At 57.5% G+C, this 15,518-nt stretch carries 14 protein-coding genes; 10 read left to right on the top strand and 4 right to left on the bottom strand.

Annotated features, from left to right (window positions below):
• Positions 1 to 11: 11 nt before the first annotated feature.
• The 3 genes from IM282_RS19710 to tolC form a co-directional block, all read right to left on the bottom strand.
• Positions 12 to 1,172, bottom strand: a complete 1,161-nt coding sequence (locus IM282_RS19710; protein ID WP_126315185.1) for a glutathionylspermidine synthase family protein — start codon at positions 1,170 to 1,172, stop codon at positions 12 to 14.
• A 2-nt stretch (positions 1,173 to 1,174) separates the two neighbouring features.
• The gene (locus tag IM282_RS19705; RefSeq protein WP_192970747.1) at positions 1,175 to 1,840 is read right to left on the bottom strand and encodes a DUF1190 family protein; all 666 of its coding nucleotides are present in this window, start codon (positions 1,838 to 1,840) and stop codon (positions 1,175 to 1,177) included.
• A gap of 191 nt (positions 1,841 to 2,031) precedes the next feature.
• A complete protein-coding gene (gene tolC / locus IM282_RS19700; protein ID WP_022649426.1) occupies positions 2,032 to 3,510 on the bottom strand; it encodes an outer membrane channel protein TolC in 1,479 nt (492 codons plus the stop codon).
• 203 nt (positions 3,511 to 3,713) lie between these two features.
• Between tolC and nudF the strand changes: the two genes are divergently transcribed.
• Genes nudF through parE form a run of 5 tightly spaced genes read left to right on the top strand, consistent with a single transcriptional unit; the run spans position 3,714 to position 8,122 of the window.
• The gene (nudF, locus tag IM282_RS19695) at positions 3,714 to 4,346 is read left to right on the top strand and encodes an ADP-ribose diphosphatase (protein WP_022649425.1); all 633 of its coding nucleotides are present in this window, start codon (positions 3,714 to 3,716) and stop codon (positions 4,344 to 4,346) included.
• Positions 4,343 to 4,765: a DUF1249 family protein gene (locus tag IM282_RS19690; protein WP_003862516.1), complete on the top strand. Its 423-nt coding sequence runs from the start codon at positions 4,343 to 4,345 to the stop codon at positions 4,763 to 4,765. The genes nudF and IM282_RS19690 overlap by 4 nt, the downstream gene beginning before the upstream one ends.
• Positions 4,766 to 4,792: 27 nt before the next feature.
• On the top strand, positions 4,793 to 5,620 hold the full coding sequence (gene cpdA / locus IM282_RS19685) for a 3',5'-cyclic-AMP phosphodiesterase (RefSeq protein WP_023298619.1): 828 nt from the start codon (positions 4,793 to 4,795) through the stop codon (positions 5,618 to 5,620).
• Positions 5,620 to 6,201, top strand: a complete 582-nt coding sequence (yqiA, locus tag IM282_RS19680) for an esterase YqiA (protein WP_126315184.1) — start codon at positions 5,620 to 5,622, stop codon at positions 6,199 to 6,201. Before cpdA ends, yqiA begins: the two co-directional genes overlap by 1 nt.
• A gap of 28 nt (positions 6,202 to 6,229) precedes the next feature.
• The gene (gene parE / locus IM282_RS19675; protein WP_023306966.1) at positions 6,230 to 8,122 is read left to right on the top strand and encodes a DNA topoisomerase IV subunit B; all 1,893 of its coding nucleotides are present in this window, start codon (positions 6,230 to 6,232) and stop codon (positions 8,120 to 8,122) included.
• Positions 8,123 to 8,248: 126 nt separating this feature from the next.
• Here the strand turns inward: parE and IM282_RS19670 are convergent, their stop codons facing one another.
• Positions 8,249 to 10,378 carry a TonB-dependent siderophore receptor gene (locus IM282_RS19670; RefSeq protein ID WP_032671488.1) on the bottom strand — a complete coding sequence of 710 codons (2,130 nt, stop codon included), beginning with the start codon at positions 10,376 to 10,378 and terminating at the stop codon, positions 8,249 to 8,251.
• A gap of 384 nt (positions 10,379 to 10,762) precedes the next feature.
• Here IM282_RS19670 and IM282_RS19665 point away from each other — a divergent pair, with 384 nt between their 5' ends.
• The 5 genes from IM282_RS19665 to IM282_RS19645 are packed head-to-tail and all read left to right on the top strand — an operon-like array spanning position 10,763 to position 15,424.
• Positions 10,763 to 11,575, top strand: coding sequence for an ABC transporter ATP-binding protein (locus IM282_RS19665; protein WP_023306964.1), 813 nt, complete (start codon positions 10,763 to 10,765; stop codon positions 11,573 to 11,575).
• Positions 11,572 to 12,555, top strand: coding sequence for an iron ABC transporter permease (locus IM282_RS19660; RefSeq protein ID WP_045307988.1), 984 nt, complete (start codon positions 11,572 to 11,574; stop codon positions 12,553 to 12,555). Before IM282_RS19665 ends, IM282_RS19660 begins: the two co-directional genes overlap by 4 nt.
• Complete coding sequence (locus IM282_RS19655) at positions 12,552 to 13,592, top strand: iron ABC transporter permease (protein WP_023306963.1); 1,041 nt, start codon at positions 12,552 to 12,554, stop codon at positions 13,590 to 13,592. The genes IM282_RS19660 and IM282_RS19655 overlap by 4 nt, the downstream gene beginning before the upstream one ends.
• A gap of 9 nt (positions 13,593 to 13,601) precedes the next feature.
• Positions 13,602 to 14,552, top strand: a complete 951-nt coding sequence (locus IM282_RS19650; protein WP_063163865.1) for an iron-siderophore ABC transporter substrate-binding protein — start codon at positions 13,602 to 13,604, stop codon at positions 14,550 to 14,552.
• Positions 14,549 to 15,424 (top strand): MurR/RpiR family transcriptional regulator, encoded by an 876-nt coding sequence (locus IM282_RS19645; protein WP_015571883.1) that lies wholly within the window; start codon positions 14,549 to 14,551, stop codon positions 15,422 to 15,424. The genes IM282_RS19650 and IM282_RS19645 overlap by 4 nt, the downstream gene beginning before the upstream one ends.
• Positions 15,425 to 15,518 lie beyond the last annotated feature (94 nt).

The following is a 15,518-nucleotide window of genomic DNA, read 5'->3' as shown; positions in this document are numbered from 1 at the left end:
CCCGGCAAGTCTTATTCAATAAAAATATGCGGGTAGAAACGCGACAGATCCTGCGTAATCAGCGCGCGATCTTCGCGAATACCAATCCCGGCAGGCTGATCGTTAATAAGCCAGCTGCCGATCAGCGTATAGCTGTCGCCAAACTTCGGCAGTTGATAAAACGCCTGGACGATCATCCCTTCCTCACCGTACGGCCCTTCAACCGCTTCCAGCGTTTTACCGTTTTCGATAATCGAGACGTTCGCGCCTTCACGGGAGAAGATTGGCTTAACGACGTATTTCTCCATCGGCGGGAAATCATCTTCGGCAAAGTAAGCAGGCAGCAGGTTCGGGTGGTTCGGGAACATCTTCCACAGCATTGGCAGCAGGGCTTTATTGGAGATAATGCTCTTCCAGGCTGGTTCCAGCCAGCGCACACCGGCGTCTTCCAGCTTGGTAGAAAACATTTCGCGCAGCATGTATTCCCACGGGTAGAGCTTGAACAGGTTGCTGATCACCTGATCCTGTGTGTCCGTAAACTGACCTTTTTCACCTAAACCGATCTCTTCGATATAGAGGAATTCCGTCGCCACTTCCGCTTCGGCTGCGCAGTCCTGCAAATACTGAACCGTACCGCGATCTTCTTCGGTATCGCGACAGCAGGCGAGGTGCAACAGGTTGAAACCGTGCTGTTCACGCAGTTCGGCGAAACGCTCAATCAGTTTTTCCTGAAGGCTGTTGAACTGGTCGCTGCCTTCCGGCAAGTTTCCGGCATTCGCCTGATCTTCCAGCCAGATCCACTGGAAGAACGCGGCTTCGTACAGGGAGGTTGGCGTATCTGCGTTGTTTTCTAAAAGCTTCGGTTCACCCACGCCATCCCATGCCAAATCGAGGCGAGAGTAGAGCGAAGGCTGGTTCGTTTTCCAGGACTGACGAACAAAGCTCCAGGTGTGCTTCGGAATGCGGAATTTGGTCATCAGCTCATCGCTGTCGATGACTTTCTCTACCACCTTCAGGCACATCTGGTGCAGTTCTGCGGTCACCTCTTCAAGCTTTTCGACCTGCGCGAGCGTGAGCTTATAGTAAGCGTCTTCACACCAGTACGGCTCGCCGTACATGGTGTGAAAGTTGAAACCGTATTCGGTGGCTTTTTCGCGCCAGTCCGGGCGCTCGACAATACTGACTCGTTCCATGATCAGCCGCCCATTGAGCGAGTCGAAGAGCCGGTCGCACTACGCTGCATGGTGGTTTGTTTCGCCACAGACTCACCGAAGCCGCCACGGGTAATGGTGCTGGTAGTGGCTGGTTTCGGTGCCATCGCGGTTTTCGGTACGGTCATCGTACGGCCAGGCGTTGCCGCACCGTAACCCTTGCCGGTGGCATCGGTGTATTTACCGTACGCCGGGCTGTTTGGGTTTTTAGAACTAAACAGCGGTTGCTGCTGGTAGCCCGCGCCGCCGCTCATCAGACGGCCCATCATATAACCCGCCATCAGAGGCATCCAGAAGCTACCGCTGGACTGTGCCTGCGCCTGGTTTTCCGGCGCCATACCTGCCTGAGCAGGAGCCTGCTGGCACTGGCCTTCGCCGAATTCGGCTACACAGTCTTCGCGAGAGGCATATTTCGGCGCGGTACGTTCTGCCTCTTTCAGGGCGTTGTTATAGGCCGTCGTACACTCGGCGGCTTTACCGGTTGCGCTCGCACAATCGTCAACGTTTTGATAGAGCGACACCGTTTCGTCGCTTTGCTCACAGCCTGCCAGCATAAAGACGGCGGTGACCGCCAGCGCGACAGGTGTCAGGTGGCGTGCGTTCCAGCTTTTGCGGAACGACGCGTGATTCATCGTTTTTGTCCGTTTCATATTTGTCTTCCAGGACCCAGGGGTATTAACGCTCAGGATAGAGGATGAGTGGTTGAAAATGAAGCGAAGAGGGGCGAAATCCGGGGGATCTTTACGTTGGCTTACGTTCGGGGGGGGATTAATGTGCTCCCTCTCCCTGTGGGAGAGGGCTGGGGTGAGGGCATCAGGCCGCACTGGGCCTGATGACACACTTAGTTGCGGAACGGATTCGTGCCGCTGCTGGCAGGTGAGGTGCTGCGTGCTGCCGCTGGCTGTGCAACCGGGGCGCTGCCGTTAGCGTTGAAGTTATCAACCGCGGCATCCTGCTCTGGATTTTCCGGCGCCACGCTGTCAGGCGACGTGGATACCGGTTTACCCAGCGTACTGTTCAGCATTTGCAGATCCTGCTCGTTCAGCGTACCCAGCGCCTGCTTGATGTTCAGCTGGTTAATCAGGTACTGGTAACGTGCGCTGGAAAGCTGCTGTTTCGCGTTATACAGCGTGGTCGTTGCGTCTAACACGTCAACGATGGTACGCGTACCGACGGAGTAGCCTGCTTCCATCGCGTCCAGAGAGCTTTGCGCAGAGACAACGGCCTGTTTGTAAGCGTTGATGCTACTGATAGAGGCATTGACGTTGTTAAAGGAAGAACGCACGGTCTGCACCACGTTGCGGTGCGCGCTTTCCAGCTGCTCGCTGGCACCCACAAAGTTGTATTGCGCCTGTTTCACCTGAGAGTTAACCATCCCGCCCTGGTACAGCGGCAGAGAGAAGCTGAGGCCCACTTTGTTCTGGCCAACGTTGCTGTCGTCATAGGCCTGAGACGTCGTTTTAGACCCGCTGTAGCTGGTATCCGATACGCCGGTAGAGGCGCTCAGGCTCAGGGTTGGCAGGTGACCATCCTGTGCAAGGCGGATCTGCTCGCGTGCCAGATCCTGGCTCAGGCGCGCCTGCAATAAGGTCAGGTTACGGTTTTCCGCTTCTTTCAGCAGAGCATTAACCGCCTGCGGTTTGTCCGTTTTGAAACTGTCCACGTTCAGAGAGGCCAGCTCAGGATAGTAGTTACCGGTGACCTGACGCAGTGCTTCCAGTGCGTTGTCGAGGTTGTTACGTGCGGTCACTTCGTTAGCCAGTACGGTATCGTACTGTGAACGGGCGTTCTGCACGTCAGTGATCGCAACCAGACCCACATTAAAACGCTGGGTGGTTTGATCTAACTGACGGTAAATCGCCTGTTTCTGCGCTTCGGTATAGGAGAGCGCGTCAATCGCGCTCAGCACCTGGAAATAGGCGGTCGCGGTATTCAGGATCAGCGTTTGCTGATCGGTCTGATAGGTGACATCCTGAATGCCTGCGCTCTTTTCCTGCAAACTCAGTTCACGCCATTTGGACATGTCGAACAGGGTCTGTGTAAGCTGTAAAGAGGCGCTGGTGGCATTCGAGTCGATGCCATTGTTATCGCGAAAACCGTTAGTGTAGGTATAATCTGCACCTAAGCCTAACTGCGGCAGCAGTGGACTACGTGCTTCGTTAATCTTTTCAAACGCAGCATCACGATCGGCCGCTGATTTACGTAAATCAGGGTTGCCCAGACGTGCCTGCTGGTAGACCTGTAACAGGTTCTCTGCCTGGCTCATTGCACTGAAGCCCGTCAGGCTCAGGCCGATAAGGATGGGGAGCAATTTCTTCATTTGCATTCCTTGTTGTGAAGCAGTATTAGCGCTGATCTAATTAAAAATAATTGCCGATTCTAACAGAATCATCCACACCAAAAGGTTGGCGTAACGTGCCATCTGGCGGTAATTTGCTCCAATCTACCATATAGCCATACAAACGGCAGCCAAACAGCCTTGAAATTCACAATTTCATCACCATTGCTACCAGGACTCGACCGATGCAAAAACCAGAAAACGTGCCTGTCACCTTCGCCAAAAACGATGTAGAAATTATTGCACGAGAAACGCTTTATAGCGGTTTTTTTTCAATGGAACTTTACCGTTTCAGGCATCGCCTGTTTAACGGTGAAATGAGCGGTGAAATCAAACGCGAAATTTTTGAGCGCGGGCATGCGGCAGTCTTGCTACCCTTTGACCCAGTGCGTGATGAAGTCGTGCTGGTCGAGCAGGTCCGTATTGCGGCGTATGATACCAGCGAAACGCCGTGGTTGCTGGAGATGGTGGCCGGGATGATCGAGGAGGGTGAGTCGGTCGAAGACGTCGCTCGCCGCGAGGCGCTGGAAGAGGCAGGCCTGGCGATCGGTCGGACGAAACCGGTGTTGAGCTACCTGGCAAGTCCGGGGGGAACAACGGAACGCTCATCTATTATGGTGGGCGAAGTGGACGCCACGACAGCGAAAGGGATCCACGGTCTGGCAGATGAAAACGAAGATATTCGGGTTCATGTGGTGAGTCGGGAGCAGGCTTACCAATGGGTAGAAGAGGGTTTAATCGACAACGCAGCGTCTGTCATCGCCTTGCAATGGCTGCAACTGCATCATCAGAATTTACGAAACGAGTGGAAAAAATGAAGCGCTATACACCTGACTTCCCAGAAATGATGCGCCTGTGCGAAACCAATTTCGCCCAGCTGCGCCGCCTGCTGCCGCGAAACGACGCGCCCGGCGAAACGGTAAGCTATCAGGTGAGCAACGCGCAGTATCGGTTAACGATAACAGAATCAACGCGCTACACTACGCTGGTGGAGATTGAGCAAACGGCGCCGAGCATCAGCTACTGGAGCCTGCCGTCAATGACGGTACGTCTTTATCATGATGCGATGGTCGCTGAAGTGTGTTCAAGCCAGCAGATCTTTCGCTTCAAAGCGCGGTATGATTATCCGAATAAAAAGTTGCATCAACGCGACGAAAAGCATCAAATTAACCAGTTTTTAGCCGACTGGCTAAGATATTGTTTAGCACATGGAGCAATGGCGATTCCGGTTTGTTAGCGTCATAAACCTACCTAAGGACACCATTTGGAAAGCCTGTTGAACCTGACTGTTGCTGGTGGGGCGCCAGTCAGGATATTACAAATCACCGACACCCACCTTTTTGCCGAAAAGCATGAGACGCTTCTGGGCGTGAACACCTGGGAGAGTTATCAGGCGGTTCTTGACGCGATCCATGCTGAAAAGCGGCCATGCGATCTGATCGTCGCGACAGGCGATCTGGCGCAGGATCAATCCTCCGCAGCCTATCAGCATTTCGCCGAAGGAATTGCGAGCTTTAGTGTGCCTTGCGTCTGGCTACCGGGCAATCACGATTTTCAGCCCGCCATGTACAGTTCGCTTCAGGAGGCGGGGATTTCGCCGGCAAAATGTGTCTTTACGGGGGACCAGTGGCAAATTCTGCTCCTCGACAGTCAGGTGTTTGGCGTTCCGCACGGTGAGTTGAGCGACTATCAGCTTGACTGGCTGGAGACAAAACTGGCCGCCGAACCGAATCGTAATACGCTGCTGTTACTGCATCATCATCCGCTGCCGGCGGGCTGTAGCTGGCTTGATCAGCACAGCTTACGCAACTCTGCGGCGCTGGATAGCGTGCTGGCGAAATTCCCGCGCGTGAAAAATTTGCTGTGTGGGCACATTCACCAGGAACAGGATCTCGACTGGAACGGTCGCCGCCTGCTCGCGACGCCGTCCACCTGCGTGCAGTTCAAGCCCCATTGCGCTAACTTCACGCTGGACACCATCGCACCGGGCTGGCGCTGGCTGGACCTGCATGCCGACGGCTCGCTGACCACCGAAGTGTGCCGTCTGGCTGGCGCGCAGTTCCGCCCGGATACCGCTTCAGAAGGCTATTGATGTCGACGCTCCTCTATCTGCACGGGTTCAACAGTTCTCCGCGTTCCGCAAAGGCGACGCAGTTTCGCCAGTGGCTGAGCGAACATCATCCGCACGTGGAGATGATTATTCCGCAGCTGCCCCCTTATCCGGCGAACGCGGCAGAAATGCTGGAATCGATTGTGCTTGAACACGGCGGCGAATCGTTTGGCGTTGTTGGCTCGTCCCTCGGCGGCTACTACGCCACCTGGCTGTCGCAATGCTTTATGGTGCCCGCTGTCGTCGTTAACCCGGCGGTCCGGCCATTTGAGCTGTTAAGGGACTTTCTTGGCGAAAACGAGAACCCCTACACCGGCCAACAATATGTGCTAGAGTCACGCCATATTTACGATCTCAAAGTTATGCAGGTCGACCCGCTTGAAGCGCCCGATCTTATCTGGCTGCTGCAACAGACGGGAGATGAAGTGCTGGATTACCGCCAGGCAGTGGCGTATTACGCATCCTGCCGCCAGACTGTAGAAGAGGGCGGAAACCATGCTTTCACGGGCTTTGAAGATCATTTCACCCAGATTGTCGATTTTCTTGGACTGCACAGCCACTGACAATCAATGCGAATTGCTAGCTTAAATCATGACGCAAACCTATAACGCTGATGCCATTGAGGTACTCACCGGGCTTGAGCCGGTTCGCCGCCGCCCGGGGATGTACACCGATACGACGCGCCCAAACCACCTGGGCCAGGAAGTAATTGATAACAGTGTGGACGAAGCGCTGGCAGGTCATGCCAAACGCGTGGACGTTATCCTGCACGCCGATCAGTCGCTGGAAGTCATCGACGATGGCCGCGGCATGCCGGTGGATATTCACCCGGAAGAGGGGGTTCCTGCCGTTGAGCTGATCCTCTGCCGTCTGCATGCGGGCGGTAAGTTCTCCAACAAAAACTACCAGTTCTCTGGCGGCTTGCACGGCGTGGGGATCTCTGTGGTTAACGCCCTGTCAAAGCGCGTGGAAGTGAACGTCCGTCGCGACGGCCAGGTGTATAACATCGCGTTTGAAAACGGCGAAAAAGTGCAGGATTTGCAGGTCGTCGGGACGTGCGGTAAACGCAACACCGGCACCAGCGTCCATTTCTGGCCTGACGAAAGCTTCTTCGACAGCCCACGCTTTTCTGTTTCCCGCCTGACGCACCTGCTGAAAGCCAAAGCGGTGCTGTGCCCAGGCGTAGAAATCACCTTTAAAGATCACGTTAACAACACCGAACAGAGCTGGCGCTACGAAAAGGGTCTGAACGACTACCTGTGCGAAGCGGTTAACGGCCTGCCGACCCTGCCGGAAAAACCGTTCGTCGGGAATTTCGAAGGTGATACCGAGGCGGTGGACTGGGCGCTGCTGTGGCTACCTGAAGGCGGTGAGCTGCTGACGGAAAGCTACGTCAACCTGATCCCAACGCTGCTCGGTGGGACGCACGTCAACGGCCTGCGTCAGGGTCTGCTGGATGCGATGCGCGAGTTCTGCGAATACCGCAACATTCTGCCGCGCGGCGTGAAGCTTTCCGCAGAAGATATCTGGGACCGCTGCGCCTACGTGCTTTCCGTGAAAATGCAGGATCCGCAGTTTGCCGGTCAGACTAAAGAGCGCCTGTCGTCACGCCAGTGTGCGGCGTTTGTTTCCGGCGTGGTGAAAGATGCGTTTACCCTGTGGCTGAACCAGAACGTTCAGGCCGCAGAAATGCTGGCTGAAATGGCGATCTCCAGCGCCCAGCGTCGTCTGCGCGCGGCGAAGAAAGTGGTGCGTAAAAAACTGACCAGCGGCCCCGCGCTGCCGGGCAAGCTGGCGGATTGTACCGCGCAGGATCTCAACCGCACCGAGCTGTTCCTGGTGGAAGGGGACTCGGCGGGCGGATCGGCCAAGCAGGCGCGCGATCGTGAATATCAGGCGATCATGCCGCTCAAGGGTAAGATCCTGAATACCTGGGAGGTCTCTTCTGATGAAGTGCTGGCCTCGCAGGAAGTACACGATATCTCGGTGGCGATCGGCATCGATCCGGACAGCGACGATCTGAGCCAGCTGCGCTACGGCAAGATCTGTATCCTCGCGGATGCGGACTCCGATGGTCTGCACATCGCCACGCTGCTCTGTGCGCTGTTCGTGAAGCACTTCCGCACGCTGGTGAAAAACGGTCACGTCCACGTGGCGCTGCCGCCGCTGTACCGTATCGACCTTGGCAAAGAAGTTTACTATGCGCTGACGGAAGAAGAGAAAGCGGGCGTGCTGGAACAGCTGAAGCGCAAGAAGGGCAAACCGAACGTGCAGCGCTTTAAAGGGCTGGGCGAGATGAACCCGATGCAGCTTCGCGAAACGACGTTGGATCCGAACACGCGCCGTCTGGTGCAGCTGACGATCAGCGACGAAGACGAACAGCAAACCAACGCCATGATGGATATGCTCCTTGCCAAGAAACGTTCGGAAGACCGACGTAACTGGCTGCAGGAGAAAGGCGATATGGCGGATATTGAGGCCTGATGCTGAAAAAGCCCTGCGATGCAGGGCTTTTTTTTGCCCGGTGGCGCTGCGCTTACCGGGCCTACGATCGATCCCCTCGCCCCTCTGGGGAGAGGGTTAGTGTGAGGGGAACGCCTCGCACTGACGTCAAAACTCCATCTTCACCGTAAACTGCACTTCACGCGGGTCGCCAATCTGGTTGCCCAGGTTGTTGGTCGCAATCGACGACGTGTAGTAGGTCTTATCAAACAGATTCTTCACGTTCACCTGTAGCGTCACCGGATATTGCAGCTTCATTTTGTACGCCGCAAATGCATCCGCCACGAAATAGCCCGGCAGATAATAATCCGCACCGTTAGTCGCTGAACGACGGCTCACGCCGTGCCCGCCGCCGCCAATTGTCAGCGTATTCCCGGCAAACGCATTGTGAATATCGTACGTCAGGAACAGGGAGCCGGTATGGCGCGGCACGTTTGGCAGCGGTTTGCCCGCGTAGTCCGGGTCTTCCAGCACCTTCGCATCGGTATAGCCGTAGCTGGCGATAATGTTGGTGTTCTCGGTCAGCGATCCGGCGAGATCCACTTCGACACCCTGCGAGCGCACGCGGCCCGCGGTTTTGGCGACGGTTTCATCACCGATGCTCTCGGTGTACAGCACGTTGCGCTTGTGGATATCAAACAGCGCGATGTTGGCAGTAATGCCGTCGAACAGGTCGAATTTAGCGCCTATTTCATACGCGTTCGACGTTTCCGGCGGCAGGTCGCCGATGTAGCTCGCAATGGACGACTGCGGCATAAACGTCTGGGAATAGTTAGCAAACAGGGAGACTGCCGGCGTGAGCTTGTATACCAGGCCCAGCTTCGGCGTCCACTGGTCGTCGCGGCTGTCGGTGTTGACGTTAAACGGACGGCCTTTGCCCGCGTACTGGGTGTAATACTGGTAGCGCAGTCCGGCAACGGCGATCCATTTATCGGTCAGGTACAGCGCGTCCTGCGCGTAAGCGGAGTAGCTCTCCTGCTTGATGGTTTGATCGCTGTCGGATGCCGAGACGGTGGTGCACTTGCCGAGGCTGCCATAGCTCGGGTTGTAAATATTGAAATCCTTAACGTTCTTACAACGGATCATGTCCGTACGCAGCAGATCGTAATTCTCATACGACACGCCGGTCAGGATCTCATTGTAAAAGCCCGCGATGTCCACGTTCCCCTGCAAATCTGCCCGCGTTGTGTGCATACGCTGGGTCGAACCCTGGGTCGCATCCACGCGGCGGGTCAGGTTGCCGGTTTTTGAATCGTAGGCCATCACGCGAGCCTGGTTATCGCTGTACTTATCCTGGCTGTAGCTGTAGTCGAACTTCGCGGTCCACTGGCTGTTAAGGCGATACTCCGCGTTAAGCTGAGCGAGGTCGGACTGACCGTCGGTCACGTTAAATGGCTCATCAAAGCGGGTTTTGCGATCGACGTCGACGGCCTTTTTGGTGTTGAGATCGAAGATCGTTCCGCGATCGAACGGCGTTTTATAGTCGCGATGCGAATAGAGCACGGTCACGGTGGCATCATCGCCGAACCAGGTCAAAGACGGGGCAATAAAGGTGCTGCGTTCGGTGCCGAAATTACGCCAGTAATCCTCGTCCTGATACTCCCCCGTCAGGCGATAGGCCAGACGCGTACCTTCAATCGGACCGGTGACGTCAAACTGTCCGGTACCGCCGCCAAAGCTGGTTGATGTGGCAGAAATCGAGCCGCCGAAGGTTTTCTCCGGGCGTTTGGTCACCACGTTAATCAGGCCGCCGGGGTCGAGAATACCGTAAAGGGTCGAGGCCGGGCCTTTTAACACCTCCACGCGCTCGGTTGCGGCATTGAAGCTGCGCGGCAGCACGGTGCGCAGGCCGTTGGTCATGATCGAGCCGTCGCGGTTTGCGCCGAAGCCACGGCGCACGAAAGCATCCTGCGTGCCGCCCAGGGTGTTGGTCTGCACCACGTTGCTGACGTTATACAGCGCCTCGTCGAGCGTGGTCGCGTTTTGGTCTTCCAGCACTTTATCGCTGACGGTATTGACCACCTGCGGGATGTCCAGCATCGGCATGTTGGTCAGCGTGGCGGTGGAGGTGTTCAGGGGCTGATAGCCGCTGGTGGCGTCGGTGGAAGCGTAAGGGTCGGCAGTGACGGTAAGCGTCTCACCGTCTTTTGCTGCTGCGTGCACCAGAGGCGCCATGAACAGGAGTGAAAAGAGCGCGCGCCCTTTTACCCCGGCGAATGAAGGTGTGAACTTGGCCATTACATCTGTTTTCCCAAAATATCCTGCGATGAAATGCTCGCGGAAGAATGTGTGAGTCATTGCCCTTACGGTCTGTCCGTTAGCCTCTACGGCATCGGACTTGTAATTGAGAATCATTCAAGCATGAGGGGGTGTAGTAGTAAATGGAATAAATAAAAATTTCGCTACAGAGGTTTCTCTCTGGCTAATACGCGTTGGTTTCTTGTTTAAGGCATTGAAAATAGTTGATAAAAATGAATTTTAATTTGTGCAGAGATGCTCAATTATCCCTGGGGTTTACAGGGTGTATCTTCGCTTGACTACTACATGGCGCGGCGGCAAACTCACAAAAGAGAATGAGTTTTATTTTTATTTGTTGGTTTTTTTTCTTACGTTGGCGTTCACGTGGCTCACTACATCAAAAAGCCGGGACTGGTTCTTGAGAACCTCTCCGCGGGTTACCAGAAAAAAATCATCGTTGATGATATCTCCCTTGCGATCCCCCAGCAGAAAATGACTGTTCTGGTGGGCGCAAACGGCTGCGGAAAATCGACGCTGTTAAGTACCCTCGCGCGGCTGCTTCAGCCGCTCGGCGGCAGCGCGGTGCTGGACGGCAAAGCCATCCACTCGCAGCCAACCAAAGCGGTCGCCCGCCAGCTCGGGATCCTGCCGCAGTCTCCGCTGCTTCCAGAAGGGTTAACCGTATTTGAGCTGGTCTCGCGCGGACGTTTCCCCTGGCAGAACGTGATGCGCCAGTGGAGCGAAGAAGACGAGCGGGCCGTGGAAGAGGCGTTACGCCTGACCGGAACGGCAGAGTTTGCCCATCATCTGGTTGAAAGCCTGTCCGGCGGCCAGCGCCAGCGCTGCTGGATCGCCATGGTACTGGCGCAACAAACGCCCTATATCCTGCTGGATGAACCCACGACGTACCTCGATCTTCGCTACCAGGTGGAGATCCTCGAACTGCTGCACACGCTGACGCGCCGGCACGGGCGCACCGTGGTGGTGGTTCTGCACGATCTCAACTTCGCCGTGAACTACGGTGATTCGCTGGTCTTTTTACGTCAGGGAAAGGTTGAGGGGGTACTGCATGAGGGCGACGCCTGCACGCCGGAGCTGATCAAAGCGGTGTTTGATGTCGACGTGCATATGTCGGTTAACCCGTTGACCGGCAAGCCGTTCTTTATGCCGTTCCGTCAGGCTGTCGACAAACCATGATGCGCACGTCTGTGGCCTTTATTCTCTTTACGCTGCTGCTTCTGGCAGGCGCGATTGCGCACCTGAGCATCGGGGCGCGCGTTATCGCCCCCCGGACGGTAGTAGACGCATTTTTCCACTTCGACCCGCGCAATTTTGAGCATAGCGTGATCGTCAGGCTGCGCTTGATGCGACTGTGCGCCGCCCTGGTGACGGGCGCGGCGCTCGGCGTCGCGGGCGTGCTGCTGCAGTCAGTGATCCGCAACCCGCTCGGCGAGCCGCATATCCTGGGGCTAAATGCAGGGGCGGCGCTGGCGGTGGTGCTGACGAGTGCCCTCGGGCTGTCGCTGCCGTTTGGCCGCCCTCTGATAGCCGCAGCCGGCGCCGCCGCGCTCTTTTTGCTGGTGCTAACGTTCTCCTCATCCGGGCGTACCGGTCTCACGCCGATGAAAGTCACGCTGTGCGGCGTGGCGATGTCGGCATTTGCCTCATCGATAACCGCCACGGTGTTGATTCTGGATGAACAGACGCTGCTGGCCATGCGGACCTGGCTTGCGGGGGATGTGGCGGGAGTCATCGGCGAGACGACCGCTAGCGCCGCGGGGGCCGCTGCCGTGGGTTTTGCGCTGGCGCTCTGGCTGTCGCCGTCGCTGAACATGCTGGCGCTGGGGGACAGAATGGCGCAGGGGCTTGGCGTGTCGCTGATGAAAACGCGCCTGCTCGCGCTGCTGGCCATCGCCCTGCTGTGCGGCGCGGCGGTTTCAGTTGCCGGACCGATCGGGTTTATCGGACTCGTGGTGCCGCAGCTGATTCGCCGTCTGGTATCGGTGGACCTGCGCGTGATGGTGCCGCTCTCAGCCCTGTGCGGGGCGCTGGTTCTGCTGATGGCGGATATCGCCGCCCGCACGCTGTTTACGCCGTATGAGCTGGCAACCGGCGTGATGACTGCGCTGGTCGGCGCGCCGGTCTTTATCCTTATGGCGTCAAGGATGTTCAAATGAACCGGGCTGGATTGAGGGCAGTACGATTTTCCTCCTTCTCGGCGCTGGTTCGCCCGAGGGCGCTGCTGTATCTGACCGTTTTAACCCTTGCCGTTTTACTGCTGCTAAGTTTTGGCCTGACGCACGGCTCGCTGCCCATTCCTGCTTCCGCCATCGGACGTGCGCTGTTTTATCCTGAACGTCTGACGGCGGATGCGCATTACATTGTGATGGATATCCGCCTGCCGCGCCTGCTGATGGCGGTGCTGTGCGGCGCGATGCTCGGCATGGCGGGGGCGGCCATGCAGTCCATTACCCGCAACGGCCTTGCTGACCCCGGACTTATCGGCGTGAAAGAGGGCTGTAGCGCGGCGGTGCTGCTGCTGATTTTTCAGTTTCCGGGATTGGGGCCGTACTGGCGTCCACTTATCGGCATGGCCGGTGGGCTGCTGACCGCGCTGCTGGTAGTGGCGCTGGCGCGTGATATCTCGCGCCCGCGATTCATCCTGATCGGCATCGGCGTGTCATGGGCGTTTGCCGCCGCGATGGGGGTCTTTATGACGACCGCCGACGTGCGCGACGTCCAGACGGCGATGCTGTGGCTGGCGGGGAGTCTGCATGCGGCAAGCTGGACGCTGGTCAGCATCGCTGCTGCCTGGACAGTGCCGGCGTTTGCGCTGCTGCTCTTTACCGCGCGCGCCGCAGACGTAGCCTTGCTCGGCAACCACATTGCGACGGGGCTGGGCGTGCGGACTTCACGCCTCGCGCTGCTGCGCGTGTTTGCCCCCGTGGTGCTCACCGCGGCCTGCGTCTCCTGCGTGGGGAGTATCGGCTTTGTCGGGCTGATTGCCCCGCACATGGCGCGCCTGCTGCTGCGCGGAGGGCAAACGGCACTGCTGACGGGAAGTGCCGTACTGGGCGCGCTGCTGGTGCTGCTGGCGGATAACGTCGGGCGGCTGGCATTTCTCCCGTTGCAGCTGCCGGCGGGAATTGTCATTTCACTGATTGGCGGACCGTTTTTCCTGCTGCTGCTCTGGCAGCGTCGGGATCGATTTTAGGGGATAGAAATGCGCGTATTTTTTGCAATGCTGGTGCTGGTGGGTTTTGCTGCAGGAGCCGCAGAGCCAACGCAGACGTTTACTGACGACCTGAACCGCAAAGTGGTGGTGCCGGTTAACCCGAAGCGGATTGTGTCCCTGCACGACCTGGATATCACCATTCCGCTGATCGAGCTTGGCGTACCGCCGGTTGCCAGCCATGGCCGTACCCGACCGGACGGCAGCCATTTTCTGCGCTCCAGCGGCATGCTGACGGGCATCGATTTTGATAATTCCGACATCACATTCATCGGCACCGCCGATATCGATATTGAAGCCATCGCCGCGGCGAAGCCGGATCTTATCATCACCGAGCCGACCCGCAACACGCCGGTCGAACAGCTGGAAAAAATTGCCCCGACGGTGAGTATCGATCACCTCGACGGCGGCGCGCCGGAGATCTACCGCAAGCTGGCGCAGCTTACCGGGACAGAGACGCGGCTGAAGATTCTGGAGCGTCGCTATCAGGAGCAGATCGAGGCGCTAAAGGCGACCATCGATACGAGCAAACTGACCGTCTCGGTGATTCAGGCCAATCAGGGCAAAATCAACGCCATGCACAGCTACCACTCGCTTGGGCGCGTGCTGCGCGACGCAGGGTTCAGGTTCCCGCCGCTGATTGAGAGCATCCCGGAGGGCGGGCGCATCGACGTCAGCGCCGAGCGTCTGCCGGAGCTGGATGCTGATTTTGTCTTTGCAACCTGGCGCGGGGACACCGGCGGAAAACCGCAGGACGAGCTGGCGGCGATGGATGCGGTGATGCCGGGCTGGTGTCAGTTTCTCAACGCCTGCCGAACCGGGCATTACGTGCTCATCTCCCGCGAGGAAGCGATCTCAAATTCATTTGCCTCGCTGGGGCTGATGGCCGCGCAGGTGCAGTCGCAGATAGCGGGCCGTCCGCTGCCGGAGGCCGCAAGATGATCCGAAAAATTGATGTCTACGGCGACCGCCTCCGCTCGCGGGCGCACCAGCTGACGCCGCGCCTGCTGCAGGTGGCGAGCTATATCAATGAAAATCGTGAAGCGGTTATGGAGCAGACGGCAATGGAGATTGCCGCTGTGCTACACACCTCGGACGCCACCGTGGTGCGTGCCATTCAGGCGCTTGGGTTTGGCGGGCTGCGGGATCTCAAGCAGACCCTGGAGCAGTGGTTTGGCCCGGTGGTCACCTCCAGCGAGAAGATGTCCACGACGGTAAACACGCTTACCAGCGACGTCGACGCGAGCATCGATTTTGTGCTGGAAGGCCATCAACACACCTGCGCGGTGTTGTCCGAACCGGGCAACCGCTACGCGATGGCGCAGGCGGTGTCGCTGCTGGCGCAGGCGAGACAGGTCGCTATTTTTGGCATTGGCGCATCCGGCATTCTGGCTGAGTACACCTCGCGACTGTTTAGCCGTATAGGCCTGCCTGCGATCCCGCTCAACCGCACCGGTATTGGCCTCGCCGAACAGCTGATTGCCCTACAGCGCGGTGACGTGCTGGTAATGATGGCGCAAAAATCCGCGCACCGGGAGGGACAGACCACGCTGCGCGAAGCGAAGCGCCTGGGTATTCCCACCATTTTGCTGACCAACGCCACTGACTCGCGCTTTAGCAAAGAGGCAAGCGTAGTGATCCACGTCCCGCGCGGCGGCGAGAAGGGCAAAATCCCGCTGCACGGCACGGTGCTGCTGTGCCTGGAGATGATTATTCTGTCCGTCGCCTCCACCGAGCCGCAGCGCACCATCAAGTCGATGAAGCGCATCAACGAGTTACACCGCGGATTAAAGCCGGGCAAGAAGAGCGGTTGATTTCCCCCTCTCCCCGTGGGCTGAGGGATCCCCAGTAATTTTTTTATGCAGAAGCAATAAAGTTGCTTTCTAAATGACTGAGGGCTGTCAGCGA

The organism is Enterobacter cloacae complex sp. P29RS, assembly GCF_014893445.1.
In the GTDB taxonomy this organism is placed as follows: domain Bacteria; phylum Pseudomonadota; class Gammaproteobacteria; order Enterobacterales; family Enterobacteriaceae; genus Enterobacter; species Enterobacter intestinihominis.
The sequence above is the reverse complement of the archived record's forward strand: the minus strand, read 5'-3'. Positions and strand labels throughout refer to the sequence as shown.